Origin of the sequence: Lawsonibacter sp. LCP25S3_E2 (assembly GCF_052117285.1) — a bacterium.
Taxonomy (GTDB): domain Bacteria; phylum Bacillota; class Clostridia; order Oscillospirales; family Oscillospiraceae; genus Lawsonibacter.
Map to the genome: position 1 here is coordinate 195,514 of NZ_JBQKJL010000001.1, position 22,446 is coordinate 217,959.

The 22,446-nt window shown below is 56.5% G+C and carries 18 protein-coding genes; 10 read left to right on the forward strand and 8 right to left on the reverse strand.

Features of this window, described 5'->3' with window-relative positions; translation table 11 throughout:
* Window positions 1-15 precede the first annotated feature (15 nt).
* Window positions 16-669 (forward strand): beta-phosphoglucomutase, encoded by a 654-nt coding sequence (gene pgmB / locus ACTQ3R_RS01060; protein ID WP_441777543.1) that lies wholly within the window; start codon window positions 16-18, stop codon window positions 667-669.
* Window positions 666-1,436, forward strand: coding sequence for an HAD family hydrolase (locus ACTQ3R_RS01065; RefSeq protein WP_441777542.1), 771 nt, complete (start codon window positions 666-668; stop codon window positions 1,434-1,436). Before pgmB ends, ACTQ3R_RS01065 begins: the two co-directional genes overlap by 4 nt.
* A 105-nt stretch (window positions 1,437-1,541) precedes the next feature.
* Here ACTQ3R_RS01065 and ACTQ3R_RS01070 read toward each other — a convergent pair whose 3' ends face one another.
* Window positions 1,542-2,471 (reverse strand): 4Fe-4S dicluster domain-containing protein, encoded by a 930-nt coding sequence (locus ACTQ3R_RS01070; RefSeq protein ID WP_441777541.1) that lies wholly within the window; start codon window positions 2,469-2,471, stop codon window positions 1,542-1,544.
* Between the two features lie 131 nt (window positions 2,472-2,602).
* Window positions 2,603-3,520 carry a LysR family transcriptional regulator gene (locus tag ACTQ3R_RS01075; RefSeq protein ID WP_441777540.1) on the reverse strand — a complete coding sequence of 306 codons (918 nt, stop codon included), beginning with the start codon at window positions 3,518-3,520 and terminating at the stop codon, window positions 2,603-2,605.
* Window positions 3,521-3,653: 133 nt separating this feature from the next.
* Here ACTQ3R_RS01075 and ACTQ3R_RS01080 point away from each other — a divergent pair, with 133 nt between their 5' ends.
* The 3 genes from ACTQ3R_RS01080 (at window position 3,654) to ACTQ3R_RS01090 (ending at window position 6,393) form a co-directional block, all read left to right on the forward strand.
* Window positions 3,654-4,238, forward strand: coding sequence for a chromate transporter (locus ACTQ3R_RS01080; RefSeq protein ID WP_441777539.1), 585 nt, complete (start codon window positions 3,654-3,656; stop codon window positions 4,236-4,238).
* A gap of 1 nt (window position 4,239) precedes the next feature.
* The gene (locus ACTQ3R_RS01085) at window positions 4,240-4,815 is read left to right on the forward strand and encodes a chromate transporter (RefSeq protein WP_441777538.1); all 576 of its coding nucleotides are present in this window, start codon (window positions 4,240-4,242) and stop codon (window positions 4,813-4,815) included.
* Window positions 4,816-4,938: 123 nt separating this feature from the next.
* A complete protein-coding gene (locus tag ACTQ3R_RS01090; protein WP_441777537.1) occupies window positions 4,939-6,393 on the forward strand; it encodes a sodium:solute symporter family protein in 1,455 nt (484 codons plus the stop codon).
* A gap of 138 nt (window positions 6,394-6,531) precedes the next feature.
* On the opposite strand, the gene ACTQ3R_RS01095 is transcribed toward ACTQ3R_RS01090, so the two are convergent.
* Together ACTQ3R_RS01095 and ACTQ3R_RS01100 are read right to left on the reverse strand one after the other, a co-directional pair.
* Window positions 6,532-8,283: a hypothetical protein gene (locus tag ACTQ3R_RS01095; RefSeq protein WP_441777536.1), complete on the reverse strand. Its 1,752-nt coding sequence runs from the start codon at window positions 8,281-8,283 to the stop codon at window positions 6,532-6,534.
* A gap of 13 nt (window positions 8,284-8,296) precedes the next feature.
* Window positions 8,297-9,151 carry an AAA family ATPase gene (locus tag ACTQ3R_RS01100; protein WP_441777535.1) on the reverse strand — a complete coding sequence of 285 codons (855 nt, stop codon included), beginning with the start codon at window positions 9,149-9,151 and terminating at the stop codon, window positions 8,297-8,299.
* Between the two features lie 218 nt (window positions 9,152-9,369).
* Between ACTQ3R_RS01100 and ACTQ3R_RS01105 the strand changes: the two genes are divergently transcribed.
* Window positions 9,370-9,828: a hypothetical protein gene (locus ACTQ3R_RS01105; protein ID WP_441777534.1), complete on the forward strand. Its 459-nt coding sequence runs from the start codon at window positions 9,370-9,372 to the stop codon at window positions 9,826-9,828.
* A 72-nt stretch (window positions 9,829-9,900) separates the two neighbouring features.
* On the opposite strand, the gene ACTQ3R_RS01110 is transcribed toward ACTQ3R_RS01105, so the two are convergent.
* Complete coding sequence (locus tag ACTQ3R_RS01110) at window positions 9,901-13,179, reverse strand: S-layer homology domain-containing protein (protein WP_441777533.1); 3,279 nt, start codon at window positions 13,177-13,179, stop codon at window positions 9,901-9,903.
* A 506-nt stretch (window positions 13,180-13,685) separates the two neighbouring features.
* On the opposite strand from ACTQ3R_RS01110, the gene ACTQ3R_RS01115 reads away from it, so the two are divergent.
* Complete coding sequence (locus ACTQ3R_RS01115; protein WP_441777532.1) at window positions 13,686-15,617, forward strand: S-layer homology domain-containing protein; 1,932 nt, start codon at window positions 13,686-13,688, stop codon at window positions 15,615-15,617.
* 136 nt (window positions 15,618-15,753) lie between these two features.
* Window positions 15,754-16,401: an HAD family hydrolase gene (locus ACTQ3R_RS01120; RefSeq protein ID WP_441777531.1), complete on the forward strand. Its 648-nt coding sequence runs from the start codon at window positions 15,754-15,756 to the stop codon at window positions 16,399-16,401.
* Between the two features lie 52 nt (window positions 16,402-16,453).
* On the opposite strand, the gene ACTQ3R_RS01125 is transcribed toward ACTQ3R_RS01120, so the two are convergent.
* The gene (locus ACTQ3R_RS01125) at window positions 16,454-17,050 is read right to left on the reverse strand and encodes a LysE family transporter (RefSeq protein WP_441777530.1); all 597 of its coding nucleotides are present in this window, start codon (window positions 17,048-17,050) and stop codon (window positions 16,454-16,456) included.
* Between the two features lie 251 nt (window positions 17,051-17,301).
* Here ACTQ3R_RS01125 and ACTQ3R_RS01130 point away from each other — a divergent pair, with 251 nt between their 5' ends.
* Window positions 17,302-17,742 carry an Hsp20/alpha crystallin family protein gene (locus ACTQ3R_RS01130; protein ID WP_441777529.1) on the forward strand — a complete coding sequence of 147 codons (441 nt, stop codon included), beginning with the start codon at window positions 17,302-17,304 and terminating at the stop codon, window positions 17,740-17,742.
* Window positions 17,743-17,786: 44 nt separating this feature from the next.
* Here the strand turns inward: ACTQ3R_RS01130 and ACTQ3R_RS01135 are convergent, their stop codons facing one another.
* The gene (locus ACTQ3R_RS01135; RefSeq protein ID WP_441777528.1) at window positions 17,787-19,472 is read right to left on the reverse strand and encodes a DAK2 domain-containing protein; all 1,686 of its coding nucleotides are present in this window, start codon (window positions 19,470-19,472) and stop codon (window positions 17,787-17,789) included.
* Between the two features lie 28 nt (window positions 19,473-19,500).
* Window positions 19,501-19,848, reverse strand: a complete 348-nt coding sequence (locus ACTQ3R_RS01140) for an Asp23/Gls24 family envelope stress response protein (protein WP_441777527.1) — start codon at window positions 19,846-19,848, stop codon at window positions 19,501-19,503.
* Between the two features lie 224 nt (window positions 19,849-20,072).
* Between ACTQ3R_RS01140 and ACTQ3R_RS01145 the strand changes: the two genes are divergently transcribed.
* Window positions 20,073-22,409: a SpoIIE family protein phosphatase gene (locus ACTQ3R_RS01145; protein ID WP_441777526.1), complete on the forward strand. Its 2,337-nt coding sequence runs from the start codon at window positions 20,073-20,075 to the stop codon at window positions 22,407-22,409.
* The last annotated feature ends 37 nt before the right edge of the window (window positions 22,410-22,446 follow it).

Below are 22,446 nucleotides of genomic sequence, written 5' to 3' on the forward strand. Positions count from 1 at the left end.
AAAGGAGTGACGTGTATGATTCGGGCCATTCTATTTGACCTGGACGGGGTGCTGGTGGACACCGATACCCTCCACTATCAGGCTTGGAAAGAGCTGGCCGACCGCCTGGGCATCCCCTTTACCCAGGAACAGGGCAACCGCTGCAGGGGGATCTCCCGGATGGACAGCCTGGAAATTGTGCTGGAGGGCTCGGACCGGATCTATTCACAGGAGGAAAAGGAGGCCTTTGCCCAGGCAAAAAACACCCGCTATCAGCAGCTTTTGTCCGCCCTCACTCCAGGCCATGCCTCCCCAGGTGCCCACGTCCTTTTGCCCGAGCTGCGGCGCAGGGGATACCGGCTGGCCCTGGCCTCCGGGAGCAAAAACGCGGGGCTTATTCTGGAACGCACGGGTCTTGGTCGGTGGCTGGACGCGGTGGCCGACGGCAATTTGATTACCCGCTCCAAGCCCGACCCCCAGGTGTTTCTTACTGCCGCGGAGCTTCTGGGGGTTCCGCCCCGCCAGTGCGCGGCGGTGGACGATGCTCTGGCCGGGGTCCAGGCGGGCCGGGCCGCCGAGATGGTCACGGTGGCCTTTGGAGACGCGGCCCTTCACCAAGCAGGAGATTACAACATCCAGTCTCTGGAGGAGATGCTCCCCCTGTTTCCCCCATTGGAGGCAGGCCGATGATCCGACTGATTGCCAGTGACATTGACGGCACCCTCCTTCACGGGGAGCAGAGGGAAATTTCCCCCGCTATTTTTCAACAAATCCGCCGTCTGAATGACAAGGGCATATTATTTTGCCCGGCCAGCGGACGGCAGTACAGCAGCCTGCGCCGCCTTTTTGCCCCGGTGGCCAATGAACTCATCTATCTGTGTGAAAACGGAGCTGTGGTCTATGGCTCAGGGGATCCCGGTCCGGTGCTGTGCAAGACCCCTATGCCCCAAGTCCCAGCGCTGGAGCTGTGCCGGGAAATTTTGGCTCTGCCCCAATGTGAAGTCCTGATTTCCGGCGCCAACACCAGCTATCTGTGCCCGAAAAAGGCGGACATCGTAGATCATATCCGGTATTTTGTAGGCAACAATACGGCGCTGCTTTCCCACCCAGAGGAAATTGGAGAAGAGATCCTGAAAGTATCCGCCTACTGCCGGGAGGGGGCGGTCCAGGTGGAACCCTTGCTGGCTCCCAAATGGGGCAGTAAATTTCAGTGCGCAGTGGCCGGGGAGAAGTGGCTGGACTTTACGTTGGCGGACAAGGGGACCGGCCTTCAAAAGCTGTGTGCCGCCCTGGGAATTGCTCTGGGGGAAGTCGCCGCCTTTGGAGACAATTACAACGACCTTCCCATGCTGCGCCTGGCAGGCTTCCCTTATATCATGGACAACGCAGTCCCGGCGCTGCGCGCCCAGTTCTCCCCACACTGCCGGCGGGTAGAGGACATTCTGTCTGCCCTGTAAACGGCCTCCCCACAGCCCTGCACCCAGTCTCCTGTGCCCGCTGCCCGCGCCGATTGACCCGCAAAAAAACGTCCGGTCCCTTCCGGGACCGGACGTTTCTTCTATTTACTGGGCCAGAATCTCCGCCTTGCGCTCCAGCAGCTCATTGGACAGGAGCATCTCCTGCACCTTGTCAAAGCCCAGCCGGGTAACGGTATCGGCAAACCGCTCCTTGGGCTGGCCATAGGCCTTAAAGAGGAGGATACACTTCTCTACCACGGAGAGCACCTGCTCCTCGCTGGAAATGATCACGCTCAGAGGCCGTCCTACGGCGGTACGCTTCCCCCAGCGGCCGCCCAGATAGACCAAATAGCCGTTGGTCTGGGTCTCAATGGCCTCAAAGGGGCACTTGCGGATGCAGCGGCCGCAGTGGTTGCACTCCTGGGCATCAATCACCGCCTTGCCATCCGCCATCTTCACCACGCCGATGGGGCACTCCTTCTCGCACAGGCTGCAGCCCTTGCACAGCTCCTCCTTCACCTGCGGCACCCACTGCCCCACGATGCCCACATCGTTCAGATCGGGCTTCATGCAGTTGTTTGGGCAGCCTCCCACGGCGATCTTAAACTTATGGGGCAACTTTACCTGTCCATAACCCACATAAAACATCTGGTGAATTTTCTCCGACAGGGCATAGGTGTCGATCAGGCCATACTGGCAGGTGGTCCCCTTGCAGGCTGTCACCGGACGGACCTTGGCGCCGGTGCCGCCGGTTTCCAGCCCGGCCTCTTCCTTTAAAAACTGGCGCAGCGGCTCAATATTCTCAAAGGGGACGCCCTGAATTTCCATGGTCAGCCGGGTAGTCATGGCCACTTCACCGCTGCCAAAGCGCCGGGCGGCCTCTGCCACCGTGGCGCACTCCTTGGCGGTAATCTTTCCGTTGCGGGTGATCACCCGTCCATTGAACTGATCCGGGGTCCGCTTGTCCCACAAAAATCCCAGTCCTTTTACCCTGGTGATTTCACTCTGGGGTACGCTTGCTTTCATTTCGCTCATGGGAATATAACCTCCTCTTACCGTCACGCCGCTCACTTGCGGCGCTCTCTTCCGCAGTCGCGGAAGCTTCCCATTCTCCCGCCGCTCACGTTGTACTTTCCTGTTCAGAATAGCGGATTTTCTCTTTCCTGTCAATCATTCCCCACTTCCGGCAGGGTAATTTCCCCTTCCACGGGAGAAAGGAGCCTATAAAGCTCTCGGTACCGCGGAGCAAATACGCTGCCCTTGCGCCACAAAAAGGTTATGTCATGGCTCTCATGGAAATCCTCCAAGGGGATGGCCTGAAGGGTCCCCTGTTCCATCTGGGGCTGGGCGGCCACCCGGTAGAGGAATCCCACACCGCATCCCAAAAGCAGCATCTCTTTGAGCACATTCATGTCACTCACCTGCATGACGCTTTGGAAATCCTCCACCGACAAATTCTCCCGGCTCAGTGCGCGGGCAATGATTTCCCGGTTGCCGGACCCCGGCTCCCGCACAATTAAAGTCTCCCCCAACAGGTCCGATAATACCCTGGGCCGGCGTGCAAATGGATACCCCGCTCCACACACCGCCAAATAGGGCTCCCGCCGGTAGAGGAGCGAATCGTAATCGCTTTTACAGAAAAAGCCCTCTACGATGGCAAAGTCCAGCTCCCCCTGGTCCAGGGCATGGCACAGGTTCTGGGTGTTGGACACCCGCAGGGTAATGGGCGCCTGGGGATATTGCCTGTGATACCGGGCCAGCGGCCCCGGAATCAGGTACATCCCCACTGTGGGGGTCACTCCCATGACCAGGCGATGGGCCAGAGGTCCCGGCTCCCGGAAGCTGCGCTGCAGGCTCTGGGTGTCGTGCTTCATAGTCAGGGCCACATTGCGCAGCTGTTCCCCCGCTTCGGTCAGGGAGAGGCGCTTGTTGGCATAGTGAAACAGCCGCACTCCATACTGCTCCTCCAACCAGCGGATGTGCTGCGACACTCCGGGCTGGGTCAGGTTCAGCTCCTGGGCAGCTTTGGTATAATTCATATGGCGGCACACCGCAAGAAAGGTTTCCATTCTGAAATCCAGCATACAAATTCCCCCTCGCTCAATCATAACACACATTTATATACAAATAAAGATAAAGAATTTTTCTTTATGAAAAAACTGTGCTATGATAGGCCCACCTCAAGTGAGAAGGACGAAAGAGAAAGGGGACTCTGCTATGAGAACCAAGGAAAACCCGGCACGGATGCTGTGGCAGCTATTCAAGGCCACCTTCCTGCTCAGCGCATTCACGTTTGGCGGCGGCTTTGTCATTGTATCCCTGATGAAAAAGAAATTTGTGGAGGAGCTCCACTGGCTGGAGGAAGAGGAGATGCTGGACATCACCGCCATCGCCCAGTCCTCTCCCGGCCCCATTCCCATCAATGCCTCCGTCATTCTTGGCTACCGGATGTACGGGGTCATTGGCTCGCTGGTGGCCATTCTGGGCACCGCTCTGCCTCCCATGATCATTATTTCGGTAATTTCCATCTTCTATGCCCAGTTCCGCTCCAACCATATCATCGCCATTGCCCTGCAGGTCATGCGCGCGGGTGTGGCCGCCGTCATCTTTGACGTGGTGCTTAATCTGGCCAAAAAGGTGGTAGAAACCCGGCGTTTTCTTTACATTGCGCTGATGATCACCGCCTTTGTGGGCAAGGTGCTGCTGGGCGTAGACGCCATGGTAGTCATCCTGCGCTGCCTGGTGGTGGGCCTGCTGGATCTGGCCGTGGAACTGCACAGCACACGAAAGGCGGTAGCGTAACATGGGTATTTTAAATCAGTTGTTCCTGGCGTTTATCCAGGTAGGCATGTTCAGCGTGGGCGGCGGCTATGCGGCCATCCCTCTCATTCAAAACCAGATCGTGGACATCCACGGTTTGATGACTCTGGCGGAGTTTACCGACCTCATTACCATTGCAGAGATGACTCCCGGCCCTATCTCCATTAACTCCGCTACCTTCGTCGGTATGCGTCTGGGCGGTGTGCCCGGCGTGCTGCTGTGCACTCTGGGGTGTATTATCCCCTCCTTCTTTATCTGCCTGGCACTGGCCCACTTTTACTACAAATACCGCAGCTTCAGCGGAGTGCAGACCGTACTGTCCGCCCTGCGGCCCGCGGTGGTAGCGCTTATCGCCTCCGCCGGACTGTCCATCCTGCTGCTGGGCCTGTTCCAGTCTGATCTGGCGGGGGTGGTCCTCACCAACTTCCGCTGGATCGAAGGGGTCATTTTTGTGGGTGCCCTTTTCCTCCTGCGTAAATTCCACCTCAGCGCCATTGCCGTTATCTTCGGCTCCGGCGTGGTAGGCACCGCGGCCTATCTCCTTCTGGGGCTGGCCTAAATTTCCACTTTAAAGCGTCCGGGACAAGATTAGTCCCGGACGCTTTTTGCCGGTTTGACAATCACTTCCTTTATCCGCTATAATAAATACATTAGTTCGCGAGTGTGATAAAGGGAGGTTTGTATGGATCATAGTCTGCTGAGTATTTGGGATCTGATCATTATCGGGGCGTATTTGCTTTCCATGGTATTGGTGGGGGTGTACTCTGTAAAGCGGATCAAGAACGCCGGAGATTACTATGTGGCCGGACGTTCCTTTGGTCCTTTTGTCCTCATGGCCACCGTCTGCGCCACCATCATCGGAGGAAGCGGACTGATGGGCCGGGCCGGCGTGGCTTACTCCGACGGTTTTAAGGCCATTCTCACCGCCGTTCCGTACCTGCTGGGTATGTTTATCTTCTCCGGTCTGGCAGGCAAAATTTCCGACATTGGCATGACCTATAATCTCACGTCCATTCCCGAGCTATTTCAAATGCGCTTTGGCAAGCATGCCAAATTGATTTTGTCCGGGCTGATCGCCTTTGCCATGATGGGTACTGTTGCCTCCCAGGTCACCGCCACGGCCACCATCATTAAAATGTTGGGCGGGGAAGTTGGCCTGTCCTACGAGGCTGGCGCGCTGATTGCCTGTGTGGTATTTATGATCTATACTGCCACCTCCGGTCTCTTTGGCGTGGTTTATACAGATGTACTGCAATTTTACATGCTGATCATCTTTGTGTATATCCTCATCCCCGTTTCTGCTCTGATGTATGTCGGGGGCTTTGCCAACTTTACCGCCAACCTGGACCCGGCGCTGGCGACCCCCTATGTAGACGGCAGTATTCTGGGCGATATTGTCACCTATCTGGTATTCACCATGGCAGGGGCAGAAATGTGGCAGCGGGCCTTTGCCGCACGGGACCGCAAGGCAGCCAAGCGCGGTATGTTCCTTGGGACCGCTGTCTATGGTGTGACCATCCTTCTCGTGTACTTCATGGGCGTGGTGGGCAGGCAGATCATCGGGGACGATGTGCTGGCTCAGTATGGCTCCACCGATGCTGTGATCCCCGCCCTGGCCATTAAAATTCTTCCTGTGGGCCTCACCGGCCTGGCTCTGGCAGGCGTGCTGTCTGTGATCATGTCCACGGCAGACAGTTATCTGCTGGTATCGGTGCAGACCTGTGTCCACGACATTGGAAAAACCATCCACCCCAGTATGAAAGAGCGCACGGAGATTCTGCTCTCCCGCGCCTTCTCCATCGTGCTCCCTTTGGGTGCGCTGGTCATCGCCCTATATATCAAAAATGCCTATAGCATCCTCATGTTTGCCTGGAGCTTTTATGCAGCCGCTGCCGGCATTCCCTGCTTTGCCGCTCTGTTTTGGCGCAAGGCCACCAACGCGGGCATCATTGCCGCCATGCTGTCCGGTTTTGTGGTCTGTGTAGGCTGGAAACTGGCGGGAGAGCCTTTTGGCCTGGGCTCGGCAGTCCCCGGCACGCTGGCCTGTGGGATCGCACTGGTGGCCGTCAGCTTGGCTACTTACCGGACCTCTCCTTCGGTTTATTTGAAGGCCCCAAAAATTCCTCCTCATACCTAAAATAAGATCCTTGTTTGCAACCCGGTTTAATAAAAAGAGAGGCACTTTTCCATTGGAAAAGTGCCTCTCTTTTTTCATAAAGTTAAGTTCAGGTGAAGTTTACCACTTAGTCCAATCCGGCAGGCGATCCCGCTTCCCTCACAGCAGCAGCAGGGTCTCACTGAGCCGTTTCCCGGCGGTACCTCCAAAATCCTCCGCCCGGCGGATCCGCAGGAAAGAGGAGCCATAGATCATCCGCTCATTTTCCAGTTCATTGTCATCCCCCAGGAAGATGCCAATGACATGGACCCCCTCCCGGCGCAGTCTTCTCACCTGGGCGCAGGTATCCCGTATGGCTGCCTCGCCGATATATTTTTCCGGCTTTCCGGAACGTTTTCTGCCGCTGACCATGTCGTTGGGCAGGCCGTCACTAAAGACAATGACGATTTTGTGATCCTCCCGCCGTTTCAGCAGGTCCACCCCGGCGGCCGCCAAAGCCAGGCCATCCCGGTTGTTGGAGGTGGCACGGTATTCCAAAATTTTAAGGTCCGTATCCGGCTTATCATCGTAATCCCGGAATCGCCGGAGAATGGTATGATCTCCGTAGGTGCAGTAGCTCATCACCCGGTGGGGAATCTGAATCCGGCTCAGCGCCGCGCTGAACAAATAGCTCTGCAGGGCTACCATGGGCTGGCGGACACTCTGCGACCCGCTGGCATCGATCAGCAGCTCCACAACAACTGTGGACTGATCCTGACGAAAAATTTTGTGGAACAGCTGAGGATGTTCACAGCGTCCCACCTTCCACAGGGTGCTGTTGACCAGCACACCCCGGTCAGAGGGATATACCTCGGGGTCGTTTCTCAGATTGAGGGCATTGCGGAAGGCCTGCTCAATGCTGCGAATCCCCTGGCGGGCGGAATCCTGATTCTCCTCCAGCATATTGAGGTTAGCATCCCGGCAGGCCCGCAGCACTTCCGCCGCTGCGGAATTTCCTTCATAGGCACTCTCCGGCAGGCCGTCTGTAAACAGGAGCTTGCGCTCCTCGTGGATTCCTACACAGACCGCATCCGCGATCTCTTTTGCGGCTTTCTCCGTCTGGAAGCTGGGGCCAAAATTTTTTGCGATATAGTCTGGTACTGCAGCCAGTGCTTCCTCCGACAAAATCACTTCGTCGGCAGACAGGTCTTTCGCCTTGTCATAGCTCAGCTCCATCTCAGGGTCATCGGGCTCGGTAGGCTCATTTTTCTCCGGGCCCTCATACTTTCCCTCCCACAAGTCATCGTCCGAGACCTCAAACTGAGAGAGGTCATCATGGCTATGGTCCGGGGCGAAGTATTTGGTATAGACCTTTTTGTATAGCAGCACAGCCTGGTTGACCAGTGCCTTCGCATCCATGCAGTGGGCACTGTCCTGGGCCAGCTGGGTAAAAAGCTGCAGCTGCTCTTCAAAGCCGGAAAACTGCTCCAGAACCTTACGGCTCTCCGGGGTAGCAGCCTGGGGAAACTGCTCCGTCAGCCAATAGATACTCAGCCAGCCCCTGGAGGAGTGGCGCAGCCGCAGAGGGTCAGTCTCCAGCAGCTCCCGCGCCACCTGCTCCCCAATGGCCGGAATACCTGGGCGCTCCTGGGCCAGGCGCATGCGCACCGCGTATTCCAGGCACAGGTGGGCCATGGGAAGCAGGGCATGCATGTTGAAGTCTGCATACCGGTGCCGCCGGAGCCAGAGATTCAGCTCATCCAAACCAAATAGCTGATCTCCGCCTCCCAAAATGATGCCCTCATATACCTGAATGATCCCCCCCGCCTTTCGGTAGGGCTCGCTCATCATGCGGATATATTCTGGATAATCCCGTTCCCGGTGGTTCCCAGAAACCGTTAAAAACAGGCTTTCCTCTCTATCAATACTCACAGCGCGCTCCTGATTAGACAAATCTTGTCATCACAACATCCTGAACCAGCTGATACTCGTACTCATCAAAGCACTTGTTGGTAATGCAGATGGTAATTGCATCCTTTGGACGCATCCCCTGGGACATCAGCCGCAGAGCCGCAATCATGCCCCGCAGATCCACCGGATGGGTGGAAATCTCCCCGTTGATTGCCTTTGCGTCCAGGTCCATAAACAGGCCCACACAGTTCTTGATATTCTCTTCCGCCGCCTCGGGCACATCCAAGCGCAGCAGCTGATGAAGCTCCTGCTCTCCCAAAGTGGGCATACGAATCACGGTAAAACGGGACACCAGTGCCTCGTTCAGCTCCCGAGTCCCCGCGTAACCATAGTTCATGGTAGCAAGAAAACGGGTAGCCGGATTCATAGGAATGCATTCATAACCAGGCACATCAATCAGCCGGCGGTAATCCAGCACCGAGTGCATGACTGCCACAGCGTCATTTTTCGCCATGTTGATCTCATCCAGAATGCAAAAGCCGCCATATTTGGCCGCCTCAGCCACCGGACCATTGCGCAGACGTACCTCACCGCCTACAAAGGTATCGGTGCCGATGAGCGTGCTGCTGTCTGTATTGACATGAAAGGATATGTTATAAACTGGCCTTCCAAAAAGCCAGGCAAGATTCTCCGCCAAAATATTTTTACCAGTAGCCTTGCCTCCGCAGAGCAGAATATTTTCCCCCTCCAGCAGCGCCGCCACCGCAAGCTCCAGAATTTCCTCTCCAATAAATTTCACAGGAGGTTTTGAAATACGTCCCCGGACCGCCTCGTCCACAGAATAGAGCTTTTTAAACTGTTCCAGCCGAAGGGTTAAATCATTTCTCATAACGTTCTCCGTTTTTCATTTCTCGAGCAATTGCCCGGCTCTCATCGCCGCTTTTTTACACTTTGATTGTATCTTTCCCGCAAAAAAATGTCAATGCTCTTTCAAGAGCCATATTATTTTGACCTTAAGTGTACAAAACTGTACAACTTTTTGCCTCTCCTCTCCATAAATAAGAGGCCACCCTTGGCCATACCAATAAAAGAATGGGAGGAACCACTATGGCAACCAATCACACTGCAAATTATCAGCTCAACCAATGGGAAGCAACGGACCAGGTGCTGCGCACCGATTTTAACGACGACAATGCCAAAATCGACACAGCCCTCAAATCTCTGAACACCACTGCGCAGCAGCATACCACACAGCTTTCACAGCTTCAAACCTCTTTAAGCAAATGCGGCGACTGTAAATTGCATTATACCACCTATGTAGGCGACGGCGGCAGCTCCCGCACGTTTACCTTCCCCAAAAAGCCGGTCTTTCTGTTCCTGTTTGGAGGAAACAACATCAATCTGATGATCCCCGGAACCGCTCCGCACACCTCCATGGATGGATTTGCCGCCAACCTCTCCTGGTCGGGCAACAGCCTTACCATGACCATCCGGACAAGCGAGCCTTCCTTTAACTTCAATAACATGACCTATTATCTGCTGGCCCTTTTAAACGCCGCCGAATAACAAAAACCTCCCCGGCCGAAGCCGGGGAGGTTTTTTGTTGTATTCAGGTTACTTCCGAAGAAGTTTACCGAATTAGATGGTGCCCAGAGTGGCCTCGCCAGTGGCGATCACCTTGCCGGCAGCATCCTTAACGGTCAGCTCCACATTGTAGGTGCTGGCACCGCTGGGAGCAACCTTGTAGCCGCCGAAGGTAGCGACCACGGACTCGTCCTTGACCAGGCTGTTATCAGCAGTAGTCTCAGCCAGGCCAGTGGCATTGCCGGTGTAAACCTTGCCGCCGTCCTTGTTCACCACACGCACGCTGTACACATAGGTGTTAGCAGAAGTGATGGCAGAGTTGGACTTGTTGGCAAAGGTCACGGTCATACCGGTGGAGCTATTGAAGGACAGGCCCTGGAGCTCCAGAGTGCCGGTCTTGCCGCTGTCCCAATCGCCGTTCTGGTAAGGATCGCAGGGACCCACGTCACGGATGACCACGCTGGTGGCGACACCCTTCTCCAGGATGGCGCTGACCTCGATTCTGTGATGCTTGCTAGCCGTGCTGTGACGGTCAACCAGCTCGCTGGCCATGGTCTTCAGAGCGCTGGAGCCAGTCTCATAGTAGGTCTTGATGTCGTTGTTCTGGCTCTGGATCAGAACCACATTCACGTCCTCAGACACGCGGAAGCCCTCAGTCTGAGTATCGTTCACCCACAGAGTCTTACCAATCAGCTTCAGATCGCTAGGATCAACGGGGTAGCTGCTGTTGCTGTAGTACAGAACAGTGTCGGAAGCACCGGCAGCATTGATGGTGGAATTAATCAGGCTAGAGTCAACCACGAACTCGGTACCCAGGTTCAAAGTGGTGGAAGCAGGAACAGCCTCCATGACATTGCCCTCGGCGTTGTACTTCACCTGATACCAGGTGTAGCGGGTCATGTTCTCCAGATCGCCGACGCCCTCGCCAACCTCAGTCAGGATGACCTCCTGGCCGTTGGAGATAACCTTGCGGGTCCAGGTGTAGGTGTCGGTGGTGGCGTCATACTTCTCGCGATAGATGGAACCGCTGTGGACGTACACCAGGTTCTTGGAAGCACCGGCGTCCTCGCCCACCACGATGGCAGCGATCACGTCGCCCTCGTCGTTGTACAGAGCGTACACGCCGACGGCGCTGGCGGTAGGATGAACAGTAGTAGTCTTGTTGTCGTCAGCCTCGCTGAGGGCAGTGGCGGAATCCCAAACCTTCAGGTTGGCGTTGCCAATGCCGGTAATGACGCTCTGCACCTCGTCAATGATGCCGTAGGTGGTGTTGTCCTTAGCGGTCAGCTCGCCCAGGCCCACAGTCAGGTACACGGTGTCGTCGGTGCCGTACACTCGGGCAAAAGCACCAGCGTCAGTGCCGTTCACGGCAATGTGCTTGTTGTCGATCTCGCCGCCGGGAGCCGCATAGATGGTCTGGAACTGAGCCAGATCGTCCTTGTTGGTGTTGCTGCCGCCATTGGGCTTGTAGGCATCGTTGGCATGGCCAGTGTAGCCGACGTTGGACACCTCTTTCACGGTGTACACGTCCTTGCTGTTCACGGTGTAGGTGAACCAGGCGTTGACCACGGGGCTGCCGTCATTGCCACTAGCAAAGTTAGGAGTCTGGAAGTCGCTCTTGGTCATGTTGACGTCGATCTTCTTCATGGTACCATCCAGGAAGATGGCGCTGGCCTCAGCAGTGAGAGTGCCCAGGTTGCTGGTGGTCTTGTCGAGGCCGGTGATGAACACGTAGTTGTTGACCTTCTCAACCTCTTCGATGCCGATGACATAGCCATAGGCGTCCATGTAGACGTTGTAGGTCAGGTCCTTCAGGTTGGTGACACCGTTGCTGCCGGTGTAGTAGCTCATGACATCAGCGTCAAACTCAGCAGCGTCGGCAAACTTGTACTCAGTGCCGTCGATCTCCACAGCGGAGGGGGCGCTGGCGCTGCCGGTGGAGCCGTTCTGGAAGGCGTCGACAGTGGTGCCGGCAATGACTTCGCAGTCAGCGATGGTCTGGATCTTGCCATCGGCCACAGTGACCAGGACGGCGTCGTCCTTCTTCATGTCGGCAATCTCAAAGTCCTCGCCAGTGACCTTCATGGTCTTGGAGTCATCGCCAGAGGTGATGTGCTTGAAGTACTCATCGCTGTTGATCACATCGATGCCGTACACATTGAAGCCGATCTCGTCCTTCTTGGCGTCATAGTCCTTGTTGGCCAGAGCCAGGAAGGTGTTGATGATGGCGACAGTGATCTGATCCTTGTCGTTGTTCACGAAGACCTGAGTCAGAACGCCGTTGCCGGTGCCGCCCAGAGCGTCGTCGTTGTTGCGGTTGATCTGATTCTTGCTGAACCAGTTGGTGTCAATCGCAGAAGGAGCATCCTCCTCATAGGTACCGTCGATGACCACGGTCAGGTCGTAGGTCTTCACGGTGTTGCGGGTCAGCAGGTCATACAGCATATCGCCGGTGACCTCGGAGGTGTACTCCTGGAGCAGCAGGGAATCGTTCACATAGGTGCCGATCTCCTTGCCGTCGTACTCCCAGCAGCGAGCGGGACGGCCGAAGACGTCCACGTCGTCGTTCAGCTTCAGGTCGCCGTTGTACAGCTCCTCGCCCAGCTGGACATAGTACTTGTCGTCAGCGCCGATGTTGCTGGTGCCAGTGTCGATGCTGTCGTACTTCTTGTTGGCGTTGGTCATGGGGGTGTACTCGGCCACATAGCCGATGGACACGCCGTTGATCTCAGCGCCCACGGTGCCGGTGAAGGTCACCATGTTGGCCTTCAGGCCGTTCAGCACCAGCTGAGCGATCTGGTTACGGGTCAGAGCGGTCTCAGCGTTGGCGTTGATACCATCAAACAGGTTGATGTAGGAAGCCTGACGGATGGTGGCGATCTGCCAATCGGTGCCGAAGTCGTTCTGGTACTGGAAGTAACCCAGAGCCTTCATGATCATCAGAGCAGCCTGAGCAGCGGTCACGTTGTTGGAGCCGCCGTACAGGGTGCCGCCGATGCCAGCGACCACGCCCTCAGCGGCACAAGCAGCCACATAGGGAGCGGCCCAGTCGGGCACGTCGGTAAAGGGATTCACGCCACGATAATAATCGTAGTCCAGGTTCAGCAGGTTGGACATAACAACAGCGATCTCGTTACGGGTGACGTTAGCGTCGGGATTGAAGTCACCGTTCTCGTCGCCGGTCATAATGCCGACAGCCTGCAGGACTTCAATGGCTTCCACATTGTCGGTAGCCTTGACGTCCTGATAGCTCGCGCCGGTGCCGACAACCATCATGCCAATGACCATGACGGAAGCCAGAGCCAGGCTCAGAGCCCGTTTCAGGTTTCTCATTCGGAATTCCTCCTTTTTTATTTTGGCCACCCGGTCAAGCCGGGCACCAATCGGGGATTTTCTCCCATATTTAGAAGTTAAATCTTTCCCCGCTCCCACATCCCTTCCCTCTTGTTGGACGCTTCCAGTTTCGCCCGTGGGCCTGGCTGGGGGTAGGGGCACTCTTCAACTTCTGGGGTCATTCTATCAAAGGCAATTTTGAAAGTCAACGGGCCGGGCGCAAATGTAACAAAGGTGTAACATTGCGGCTTTTGCTTTCATTGCCTTGCTTAATCGCCTTGCTTATTTTTTTCTACCTTTAATATATAAATAAAAAGCAAAGCCAACCGCACATTTTTACAGCTTTTATCTCTCCTTTCTATTTTAAAGTTCCGTTTTTTCCCTTTTTTGGAAAATGTTAATTTTTATTAAAAATTGAGCGGTTTCCTTTGAAGTTTTACCCAAGAGGCGTTATACTACGGTAAAGACTGTTTCATCATACAGCCATGACAGGGAGGAATGAACTCATGAAACGAACGCTGCGTACCGCCGTCGCTGCACTGCTGAGCGCCGGCATCCTGGCCGGGAGCGTACTGACCAGCTCCGCGGCTTTTACAGACGTGCCCAGCAACCATTGGGCCTATAGTTATGTGCAAAAAGCGTCCACCAACGGCCTGGTCAGCGGTATGGGCAACAACCTATACGGCGTAGACAACCCGCTGTCCGCGGCCGATTTTGCCACCATGGTATGCGCCCTGCTCTATCCGGGTGAAGCAAACGCCCTCCAGGGGAAATCCTCCTATTGGTGGTACCCCTATATGGAAACCGCTTACCTCAAGGGGCTGCTGACCGGCACCACTGCCGGCGACAGCCGCACTTCCACTGGTAAGTGGTATTCCTCGGTCGCGGAAGCAAAGCTCACCCGCTATGACATGGCTCAAATCATTTATAATGCCCAGAAACTCCAGGGCTGGCCGGAGCCCAATGCCAATTTCATTTACATTTACATGGCCGCCATTCCCGACTGGTCCCAGATCCCCACAAAGTATCAGACCGCTGTGGTGATGGCCTATGCCGGCGGCTTCCTGACCGGTATGGATGACAAGGGTACCTTCAAGGGTGATACGGTCATGACCCGCGGCCAGGCCGCTGTGGTGCTGTGCGCCATGCTGGATGCCGCCAAGGAGCAGTCCGCTCCCACCTACAATAACCGCCCCGGCAAACTGGTTAACGGCAAAGATGCCACGGAAGAGAATGCAGCCGACGCCCTGCAGGAGCTGCAGCGCGAGTTCTATGAGTCCTACTTCTGGGAGACCCAGCGCACCTATACCTCTGCCAAGCTGGGCACTGCCAAGGGCGGCCAGGCCTTTGCCTATATGCTCAGCGACAAGGTCTTCGGCACACTCCCCTCGGAAAAGGTGACCAAGTTCAGCCAAATGAAGCCCGGCGACCTGGTTTACTTTAACGCGGACGACCAATATGCACTGGTGACCTCCGTGAATGGGAATCGCTTTAACTATGTCTACTGCAACGGCTTTGGCAGTGTCTCCTGGAAGGGCAGCGGCAATATTGACAATCTGGGCAGCCGGGATGCCGTCTATACCCGCTATGAGGGCGAGCCCGATGATGTGCTCGCCAACGGCGAAGAGGCCACCGAGCGCAACGTTCTGCGCCTGCTGGATGATCTGAGAGAAGAGTATGAGGACGGCGATGAATGGAATAAGCGGTATGAGTCCGACGTGCTGGGCAGCGCCCGTGGTGCTCAGGGCTTCGCTTATATGATCAGTGATGAGATTTTCGGTGATCTGGACGTGGAAGAGCTGGACCGGGTTTACGACATGCGTCCCGGCGATATCGTCTATCGCGATGAAGCCGATACTTATCTCATCGCGCTGGATGTGGATACCAGCGACGACACCTTTAGTTATCTCTATCTGGACAGCTACGATGAAATCTGCTGGAACGACCGGGATTGGCTGAATATGGATCGGTATGACACCGTCTATACTCGTTACCCCACCGATGCAGAAACCAATGATGATGATGACGATGAAGTCCTCTCCAACGGAAAGCCTGTTACAGAAAAGAATGTGCTGGCACTGCTTTCTGACCTGGAAGATGACTACTCCGGAGATGATTGGGCTGAGGACGACCGCTACAAGTCACCCGTACTGGGCACCGGCTACGGCAGCCAAGGTTTTGCCTACTTCATCAGCGATGAAATTTTTGGCGACCTGGATGTAAGCAAGAACACCAAGTTTACCAGCATGCAGCCCGGTGACATTCTTTACTACGACTATGAAGAAGCCTATGTCATCATTCTCAGCGTAGATACCAAGTATGAAGAATTTACCTACGCCTATGCAGACGAGTACCGGGAGCGTGTTTACTGGGATCAGACCGGCGATCTAAACGACTTGGACAGCCGATATGATACGGTCTTTACGCGCTATCCCTAAGGATTGAATGTCAGGCCGGGAAGGCAACTGCCTTCCCGGCCTCTTTCTATCCACCGCCGCTTCTATCTCTTGCTCCACCGCCCCCGGCATGATATGATAGCTATATCTGCTTTGCATTTCGAAAGGAGAGATCGTTTTGTTTCAAGCGGTATGCTTTGATTTTGACTACACTCTGGGAGACTGCACCGACTCCATCGTGGCTGGTTTTCGCCACGGACTGACGGCTCTTGGGTGGCCGGAGCCTGACCGGGAGGCGGTACGTGCCACCATCGGCTATCTGCTGGAGGACGCCTACACCATGCTCACGGGGGATGAGGACCCGGAAAACCGGGCAAAATTCCGTCCGCTCTTTCTGGAGGTAGCTCAGGAACTTCAGCGGCGGGAAGCCGTTCTCTTCCCAGGGGCAGTCGAACTTCTTCAGGCTCTGCACGCCCACGGGGTCAAAACTGCCATCGTCAGCACCAAGCGGGGAGATACCTTGGAAATCATCATGGACCGTTACGGACTGCTTCAGGACCTGGAGACGGTGATCGGCAGCGCGGATGTCCACCGTCCCAAGCCCGATCCGGAAGGGCTGCTTCTGGCCATGGAGCGCATGGGAGTCAAGCCCGAAAGCACCCTCTTCTGCGGAGATACTGTTTTGGATGCGGGGGCTGCCCAAAACGCCGGCTGCCACTTTGCCGCCGTCCTCAACGGGACTACTCCGGCCGGCGATTTTCAGGATTTTAATCCCGACTATATTGCCTCTGACCTCTTTGACCTGCAGCAATGGCTGGGGGTATAAGTCCAGCAGAAAGCCGTCCTTTTATCCTGGGATAAAAGGACGGCTTTTCCATTCAGTGGGGCCACACCAGCGTCACCGCGCATAAAACCAGGGACACAGCGAGCACAATATCCACCGTCTTTTGATAGTGGGAAAACAATTTCTGCAATGTGGCTCCGGCAAACAGCCACACCAGATTGGCGACGGGTCCGGTAAAGGGCAAAAATAGTCCCACCGCCAGCAGATACCAAAAGGAATCCGTATAGGGCAGCACATAAGCGGACAGGGAGGTCAGGCAGTAAATAATCACCTTTACATTGGTGATCTGCACCAATACACCATTTCGGAAGGAGGGATACGCCGGGTCCTCCTCTCCCAGCTTAACCCCAGCAGAGCGCAGCATATGCCAGGCCAGCCATAGCAGATAGGCTGCCCCCACCCAGGACAAATAGCCCACATAGTCGTTCAAAAGGGTACCCAGCAGCCAGGTGACCAACACGGCCCCCATACAATCCAGAAAATATCCAACAAACAATCCCCTCCATTGCCTCAATGCCGGCCCCTTCCCATACCGCAGCGCCGCGGACAGGGAGCAAAGGTTTGCTGGACCGGGGGTGATGGCTCCGATGTAACAGTAGGCCAAAAAGGATGGAATCAGGGAGACAGGCATATCAAATACCGCCTTTTCGTCAGTTTCTCCCCATTATATCAGAGAAGTATCTTTTTGAAAAGCCTCTCTTTCTCTTCTTGTTTTTCTGGAAATTGTGTATTTTCTTCCTATAAATTATTATCTTTTTGTAAACATTAGCACTCACCTATTGCGAGTGCTAATGTTCTGTGCTATACTCTACTCGTACCTGGAAGAAGACCATACGGGCCTCCGCCACGGCAACAAATCAATTTTAAATGGAGGAACGACTTATGTTACCTAGTATTTTTAGTGAAAACCTGTTTGACGATTTCTTTGACAACACCTTTGACAAGAGCTTCTTCGGCGGTGCCAACCCCCTGTACGGCAAGCATGCAAAGAACCTGATGAAAACCGATGTGAAGGAAAATGAAACCAGCTATAAGCTGGCCATCGACCTGCCCGGCTTTAAGAAGGACGAGGTCAGCGTGGAGCTGAAGGACGGCTATCTCACCGTCAGCGCCGCCAAGGGCCTGGACAAGGACGAGGAGGACAAGGACGGCCGCTTTATCCGCCAGGAGCGCTACGCCGGCGCCTGCTCCAGAAGCTTCTATGTGGGCGATATCCGTCCCGAGGACGTGCAGTGCAAATATGAGTTCGGCGTTTTGAAGCTGACGCTGCCCAAGCAGCCCCCCAAGGCTCTGGAGACTACCACCAAAATCGCCATCGAGTAATTGAAAAAAGCGCCCATCCATATGGATGGGCGCTTTTTTTACGTTTATTCTGCGGAAATCATATAGTAGTATACCGGCTGACCGCCCGGCAGAAGGGTCACTTCCGCATTGGGGCAGGCCTGGGTAAAGATCTTCTCCGCCTCTTGGGCCTGTTCCTCCGTCACATCTTCTCCGTAGAAGATGGAGATGAACTCCGCCCCCTGGTGGCTGTCCGAGTGGGCCAGCCGGTCCAGGATCGCGTGCAGGTCCTGGTCCGTGCCGAAGAGCTGGTGCTCCTCCAGGGCTAGATAGTCCCCCTGCTTGATGGCAAAGCCGTCAAAGTCAGAGTCCCGTGCGGCATAGGTAATCTCGCTGGTGTGCACATTGGCAAAGCCGTCCAGCATAGCCTGGGTGTTGTCCTCCTCGCTGGCATCGGGGTCCACTGCCAGCATGGCGGAAATGCCCTGAGGCACGGTCTTTGTGGGCAGGACCACGACCTTCTTGTCCTCGCACAGGCGCATGCACTGCTCGGCGGCCATGATGATGTTCTTGTTGTTGGGCAGGACATAGACGATCTCGGCGGGGGTACGCTCGATCTCCTTCAAAATGTCCTCAGTGGAGGGGTTCATGGTCTGACCGCCGCCCACCAGGCCGTCCACACCCAGGTCGCGGAACACCGCTTCCAATCCGGCTCCGGCACACACGGCCACATAGCCGAACTTTTTCTCCGGCGCAGCCTTTTCCGGGGCGGCATCACAGCCCGCCTCCAGCTCCGCCTCAATGGCGTCCAGGTCGTCGGTGCTCTGGACATGCTTGCCTGCGGCCAGATCGTCCGCCTGCGTCCGCATGTTCTCGATCTTGGCCAGCTCCAGAGTGCCGTACTTCTGGGCCTCCGTCAGAGCGGCGCCGGGAATGTTGGTGTGGACATGGACCTTAAAGGCCTCGTCGTCTTCGCCAATGACCAGGCTGTCGCCAATGCTGTTGAGGTACTTGCGGAAGGGGTCCAGATTCACATTCTCCTGATGCTTGCGTACGATAAACACCGTGTCAAAGGCAAAGGTGATCTCCTCGGCGGCCATGGCCACAAAGTCGGCTTTTTCCGCCGGGGCGGCGTCCTCGCCGCTGTCGGGCATGGGCACGCCCCGCAGCTCGTCCAGCATGCCCTGGAGAATCACCAAAAATCCCTTGCCGCCGGCGTCCACAACGCCGGCCTTTTTCAGCACAGGGTTCTGGTTGATGGTGTTGTCCAGCGCCACCTGGCCCTCCTGAATCGCGGCCTCCAGCACCTCTTCCACGCTGTCGGCCTCACGGGCACAGCCGGCCGCACGGGCGGCGGCCAGGCGGGAGACGGTGAGGATGGTGCCCTCAGCGGGCTTCATCACCGCCTTATAGGCTGCGGCCACGCCGAAGTCCAGAGCAATGGCCAGATCCCGGCCATCCATGGTCTCCTTCTCCTTCACGGCCTTTGCAAAGCCCCGGAACAGAAGGGAGAGGATCACGCCGGAGTTGCCTCGGGCCCCCCGCAGCAGCGCGGAAGCGGTCCCCTGGGCGGCCTGGCCCACCGTATCGTAGTGGTTCTTCTTCATTTCCTTGGAAGCGGCCCCAATGCTCAGCGTCATATTGGTGCCGGTATCCCCATCGGGGACAGGGAACACGTTCAGGTCGTTAATCACCTGTTTTTGGGCGTTCATAGCGGCGTGTGCATGGATGACCATCCGCTGAAATACCGCCGCGTCAATCTTCTTTACCATAGTCGGCTAAGTTCCTTTCTACGAATGATCAAAATCGCATGGAATCTACGCACACGTCCACCGATGCCACTTCCACGCCGGTGGTCTTGCTGACCACATAGCGCACCTCGCTCATGATGGAGCGGCACACGGCCATGAGATTCACGCCGTTTTCCACAATAATGTGCAATTCGATGGACACCGTGCCATCTTCATTATAATATACCTTGACACCCTTGGCCATGGACTCCCGCTTCAGCAGATGAACCAGCCCGTCCGTGGTGGAGCGCACAGCCATTCCCTTCACTCCATAGCAATTGGTGGCCGCGCTGCCGGTAACGGTGGTAAAGACCTCGCTGCTGATGCGGATCTCACCCAGTTCTGTTTGCAGTTTCATAGGATTACCTTCCTTTCACTGAGGATAGGGAGTTTTGATACTCATACTATTGTATATTGTATTCGATTTCCCCTGAAAATACAAGTCCTAACTTTATTATCCCGGTTTTGGTGCCCTTTTTTCTCCTCCGTTTCTTCGACTGATATTTTCCATTTTTTGGAATATAATGGAAGCCACAACCAGCCGGCACCGGCGTGTCCCGGCCTACTTAGGAGGAGACAGGCATGACAGCCAAAAAGATGATCCGCGCCAAACTCACCCAGCTGCGCCAGCAGTCCCAGCGCACCGGACAGGTCAGGCTGTCCGCCTCAACCCTGACTCTGGGGATCAAAGCGGCCATATGCCTGCTGCTGTCGGCGGTTCTGTCGGGAGCGGCCATTTTTCAAAACAGTGCCCCCTTCGGTGTAGCGCTGGTGGGGGCGGCAGGGCCGGGACTATGCGGCGGGGCCTCCCTGGTGGGGGCCTGCTTCGGCTATCTGACCACCCTGGACTTTTCCAGCGGCCTTCGCTACGCCTCGGCCTCCATTCTCACCTTTGCGGTGTGCTTTGCCTTCTATGACTGGAAGCCCCTGCGCAGTCCCTGGACCATGCCCGCCATTGCAGCCACCCTCAACGCCTTTACCGGCTTTATTATCCAGTCCCAGTGGGGATGGAAATCTGCCGACGTTATTTTCTTTGCCTTGGAACTTATCTTGACGGCAGCCGCCGCCTGGGCCTTTCACCAGGCTCTGGAGCCCATGGGCCGCCCTTCTCAGGACAGGCTCTCCGCTCCGGCCAGCCGCGGGGGCCTTTTGGCCCTGCTGTGTGCCTGCCTGATCGCGCTGTCCCCCCTTCTTCTCTATAAAGACATCTCTCTGGGCCGTATTCTGGCGGTAACAGCCGTACTGTCCGCCGCCTGGCAGGGGGGAATGTCCACCGGCGCCATTGCCGGGGTATCTATAGGCCTGTCCATGGATCTGGCCAGCCAGGGCACCCCCCTCTATACCATGGCTTACGGCCTGTCCGGACTGGCTGCCGGGCTGTGGAAGGGAAAAGGACGGCCAGGCGCCGCCATGGTCTACGCCCTGGCCAACGCCTGCGCAGTATTGTGGACCTGGGACCGGGGGCTCAACCTCTCCATCCTCTACGAGGTTCTTTTTGCCTGTCTGCTGTTTCTGACGATTCCGGACAAGCTCATGCGGCAGTTGGGGGTTTGGCTGGCTCCCAAGTCCGCTGGTCCCGCAGACCTCCAGGCCCAGCGGGTGGTTCAGCAAAGGCTGGAACAGACCTCAAAGGCCTTTCGTTCCCTGTGTGACTGTCTGCGCTCCGCCTTCCGCCCGCCGGAGAACGACAACGACATTGCCACGGTATTTGACCGCACCGCCAGCCGTCTGTGCCGGGGCTGCTCTCTGCGAAACCGCTGCTGGCAGCAGGACTACAACCTCACCTTTAACGCCCTGAACGATGCCACCCCCGCTATGGTAGAGCGGGGAAAGGCCACCGGAGGTGATTTTCCCCAACATTTTGCCGCCCGGTGCATCCACTTTCCCGACTTTGTCTCCACAGTCAATGAGGAGCTCACCGCCCTTTTTTACCGCCGGCAATATAACGCCCGCATTCGGGAGAGCCGGACGGCGGTATGCCGGCAATATGCCCAGCTCTCGGAACTGCTGGGCGATGCCGCCGCAGAAATGAGCCGTGAACTGGTCCCTGACGCCATCGGAGACCGGCGGGTACGGCAGTATTTGGCCCAGCTGGGGCTCAATGTGCGCACCTGCGTCTACCGGGACGGGCGGGGACTGCTGCGGATCGAGGCGGAGGGGGCCGACTGCATGGAGCTGGCCCGGCCCAGCCGTCTGTCTGAGCTGTCTGTCTCCCTGGGGGTGCCCCTGCGGGTGGATGGGGAAGGGGAAGGTTCCCTGTCTCTGCTCCAGCAGGAGCCCCTCATGGCCCTGGCCGGGGTGGCCGCCCAAAAGAAAAACGGCGAAACCGTCAGCGGGGACGCCGGCACCTACTTCAAACGCTCCGACGGCAAGCTCTATCTCCTTTTGTGCGACGGGATGGGCAGCGGTCCCGCAGCCAACCGGGAGAGCTCCCTGGCCGTACGGCTGTTGGAGCAGCTGCTCCAGGCGGGAGTCAGCACCCGGCATGCCCTGTCCACCCTCTCCTCCGCCCTGGCCCTCCGGGGGGAGGACACTGGGGGCTTTACCACCGTGGACCTGCTGCAAATCGACCTTTTTTCCGGGGAGGGGGAGCTCTATAAGCTGGGAGCCGCCCCCACCTATATCAAAAAAGGCTCCTCGGTTCAGAGCCTGTCCGGCACTTCTCTCCCCGCAGGCCTGGCCGAAGGGGATTCCTCCGCCCTGGACCATTTCACCCTCCGTCTGGCCCCAGGAGACTGCGTGCTCATGGTCAGCGACGGCATCTGCGGAGCCGGTGAGGACGGGTGGCTCCGGGAGCGTCTGAAGGAGTTTGATGGGGTCAGTCCCAAGGACCTGGCTCGGGACCTCATTACCCACAGCCCCCAGGATGCCACCGACGACCGCACGGCCCTGGTGGTCCGCATTGACAAGCGGACATAGAAAAGCAGCCCTGCCGTTTGGCAGGGCTGCTCGTTTG

Bases quoted from the DNA above. Each gene is read 5' to 3' on its own strand.
- ACTQ3R_RS01100 (WP_441777535.1), bottom strand. From the start codon at position 9,151: ATGAGAAATGATTTAACCCTTCGGCTGGAACAGTTTAAAAAGCTCTAT.
- ACTQ3R_RS01090 (WP_441777537.1), top strand. From the start codon at position 4,939: ATGGATCATAGTCTGCTGAGTATTTGGGATCTGATCATTATCGGGGCG.
- ACTQ3R_RS01145 (WP_441777526.1), top strand. From the start codon at position 20,073: ATGACAGCCAAAAAGATGATCCGCGCCAAACTCACCCAGCTGCGCCAG.
- pgmB (WP_441777543.1), top strand. From the start codon at position 16: ATGATTCGGGCCATTCTATTTGACCTGGACGGGGTGCTGGTGGACACC.
- ACTQ3R_RS01075 (WP_441777540.1), bottom strand. From the start codon at position 3,520: ATGCTGGATTTCAGAATGGAAACCTTTCTTGCGGTGTGCCGCCATATG.
- ACTQ3R_RS01110 (WP_441777533.1), bottom strand. From the start codon at position 13,179: ATGAGAAACCTGAAACGGGCTCTGAGCCTGGCTCTGGCTTCCGTCATG.
- ACTQ3R_RS01105 (WP_441777534.1), top strand. From the start codon at position 9,370: ATGGCAACCAATCACACTGCAAATTATCAGCTCAACCAATGGGAAGCA.
- ACTQ3R_RS01135 (WP_441777528.1), bottom strand. From the start codon at position 19,472: ATGGTAAAGAAGATTGACGCGGCGGTATTTCAGCGGATGGTCATCCAT.
- ACTQ3R_RS01065 (WP_441777542.1), top strand. From the start codon at position 666: ATGATCCGACTGATTGCCAGTGACATTGACGGCACCCTCCTTCACGGG.
- ACTQ3R_RS01125 (WP_441777530.1), bottom strand. From the start codon at position 17,050: ATGCCTGTCTCCCTGATTCCATCCTTTTTGGCCTACTGTTACATCGGA.
- ACTQ3R_RS01080 (WP_441777539.1), top strand. From the start codon at position 3,654: ATGAGAACCAAGGAAAACCCGGCACGGATGCTGTGGCAGCTATTCAAG.
- ACTQ3R_RS01085 (WP_441777538.1), top strand. From the start codon at position 4,240: ATGGGTATTTTAAATCAGTTGTTCCTGGCGTTTATCCAGGTAGGCATG.
- ACTQ3R_RS01140 (WP_441777527.1), bottom strand. From the start codon at position 19,848: ATGAAACTGCAAACAGAACTGGGTGAGATCCGCATCAGCAGCGAGGTC.
- ACTQ3R_RS01130 (WP_441777529.1), top strand. From the start codon at position 17,302: ATGTTACCTAGTATTTTTAGTGAAAACCTGTTTGACGATTTCTTTGAC.
- ACTQ3R_RS01115 (WP_441777532.1), top strand. From the start codon at position 13,686: ATGAAACGAACGCTGCGTACCGCCGTCGCTGCACTGCTGAGCGCCGGC.
- ACTQ3R_RS01070 (WP_441777541.1), bottom strand. From the start codon at position 2,471: ATGAGCGAAATGAAAGCAAGCGTACCCCAGAGTGAAATCACCAGGGTA.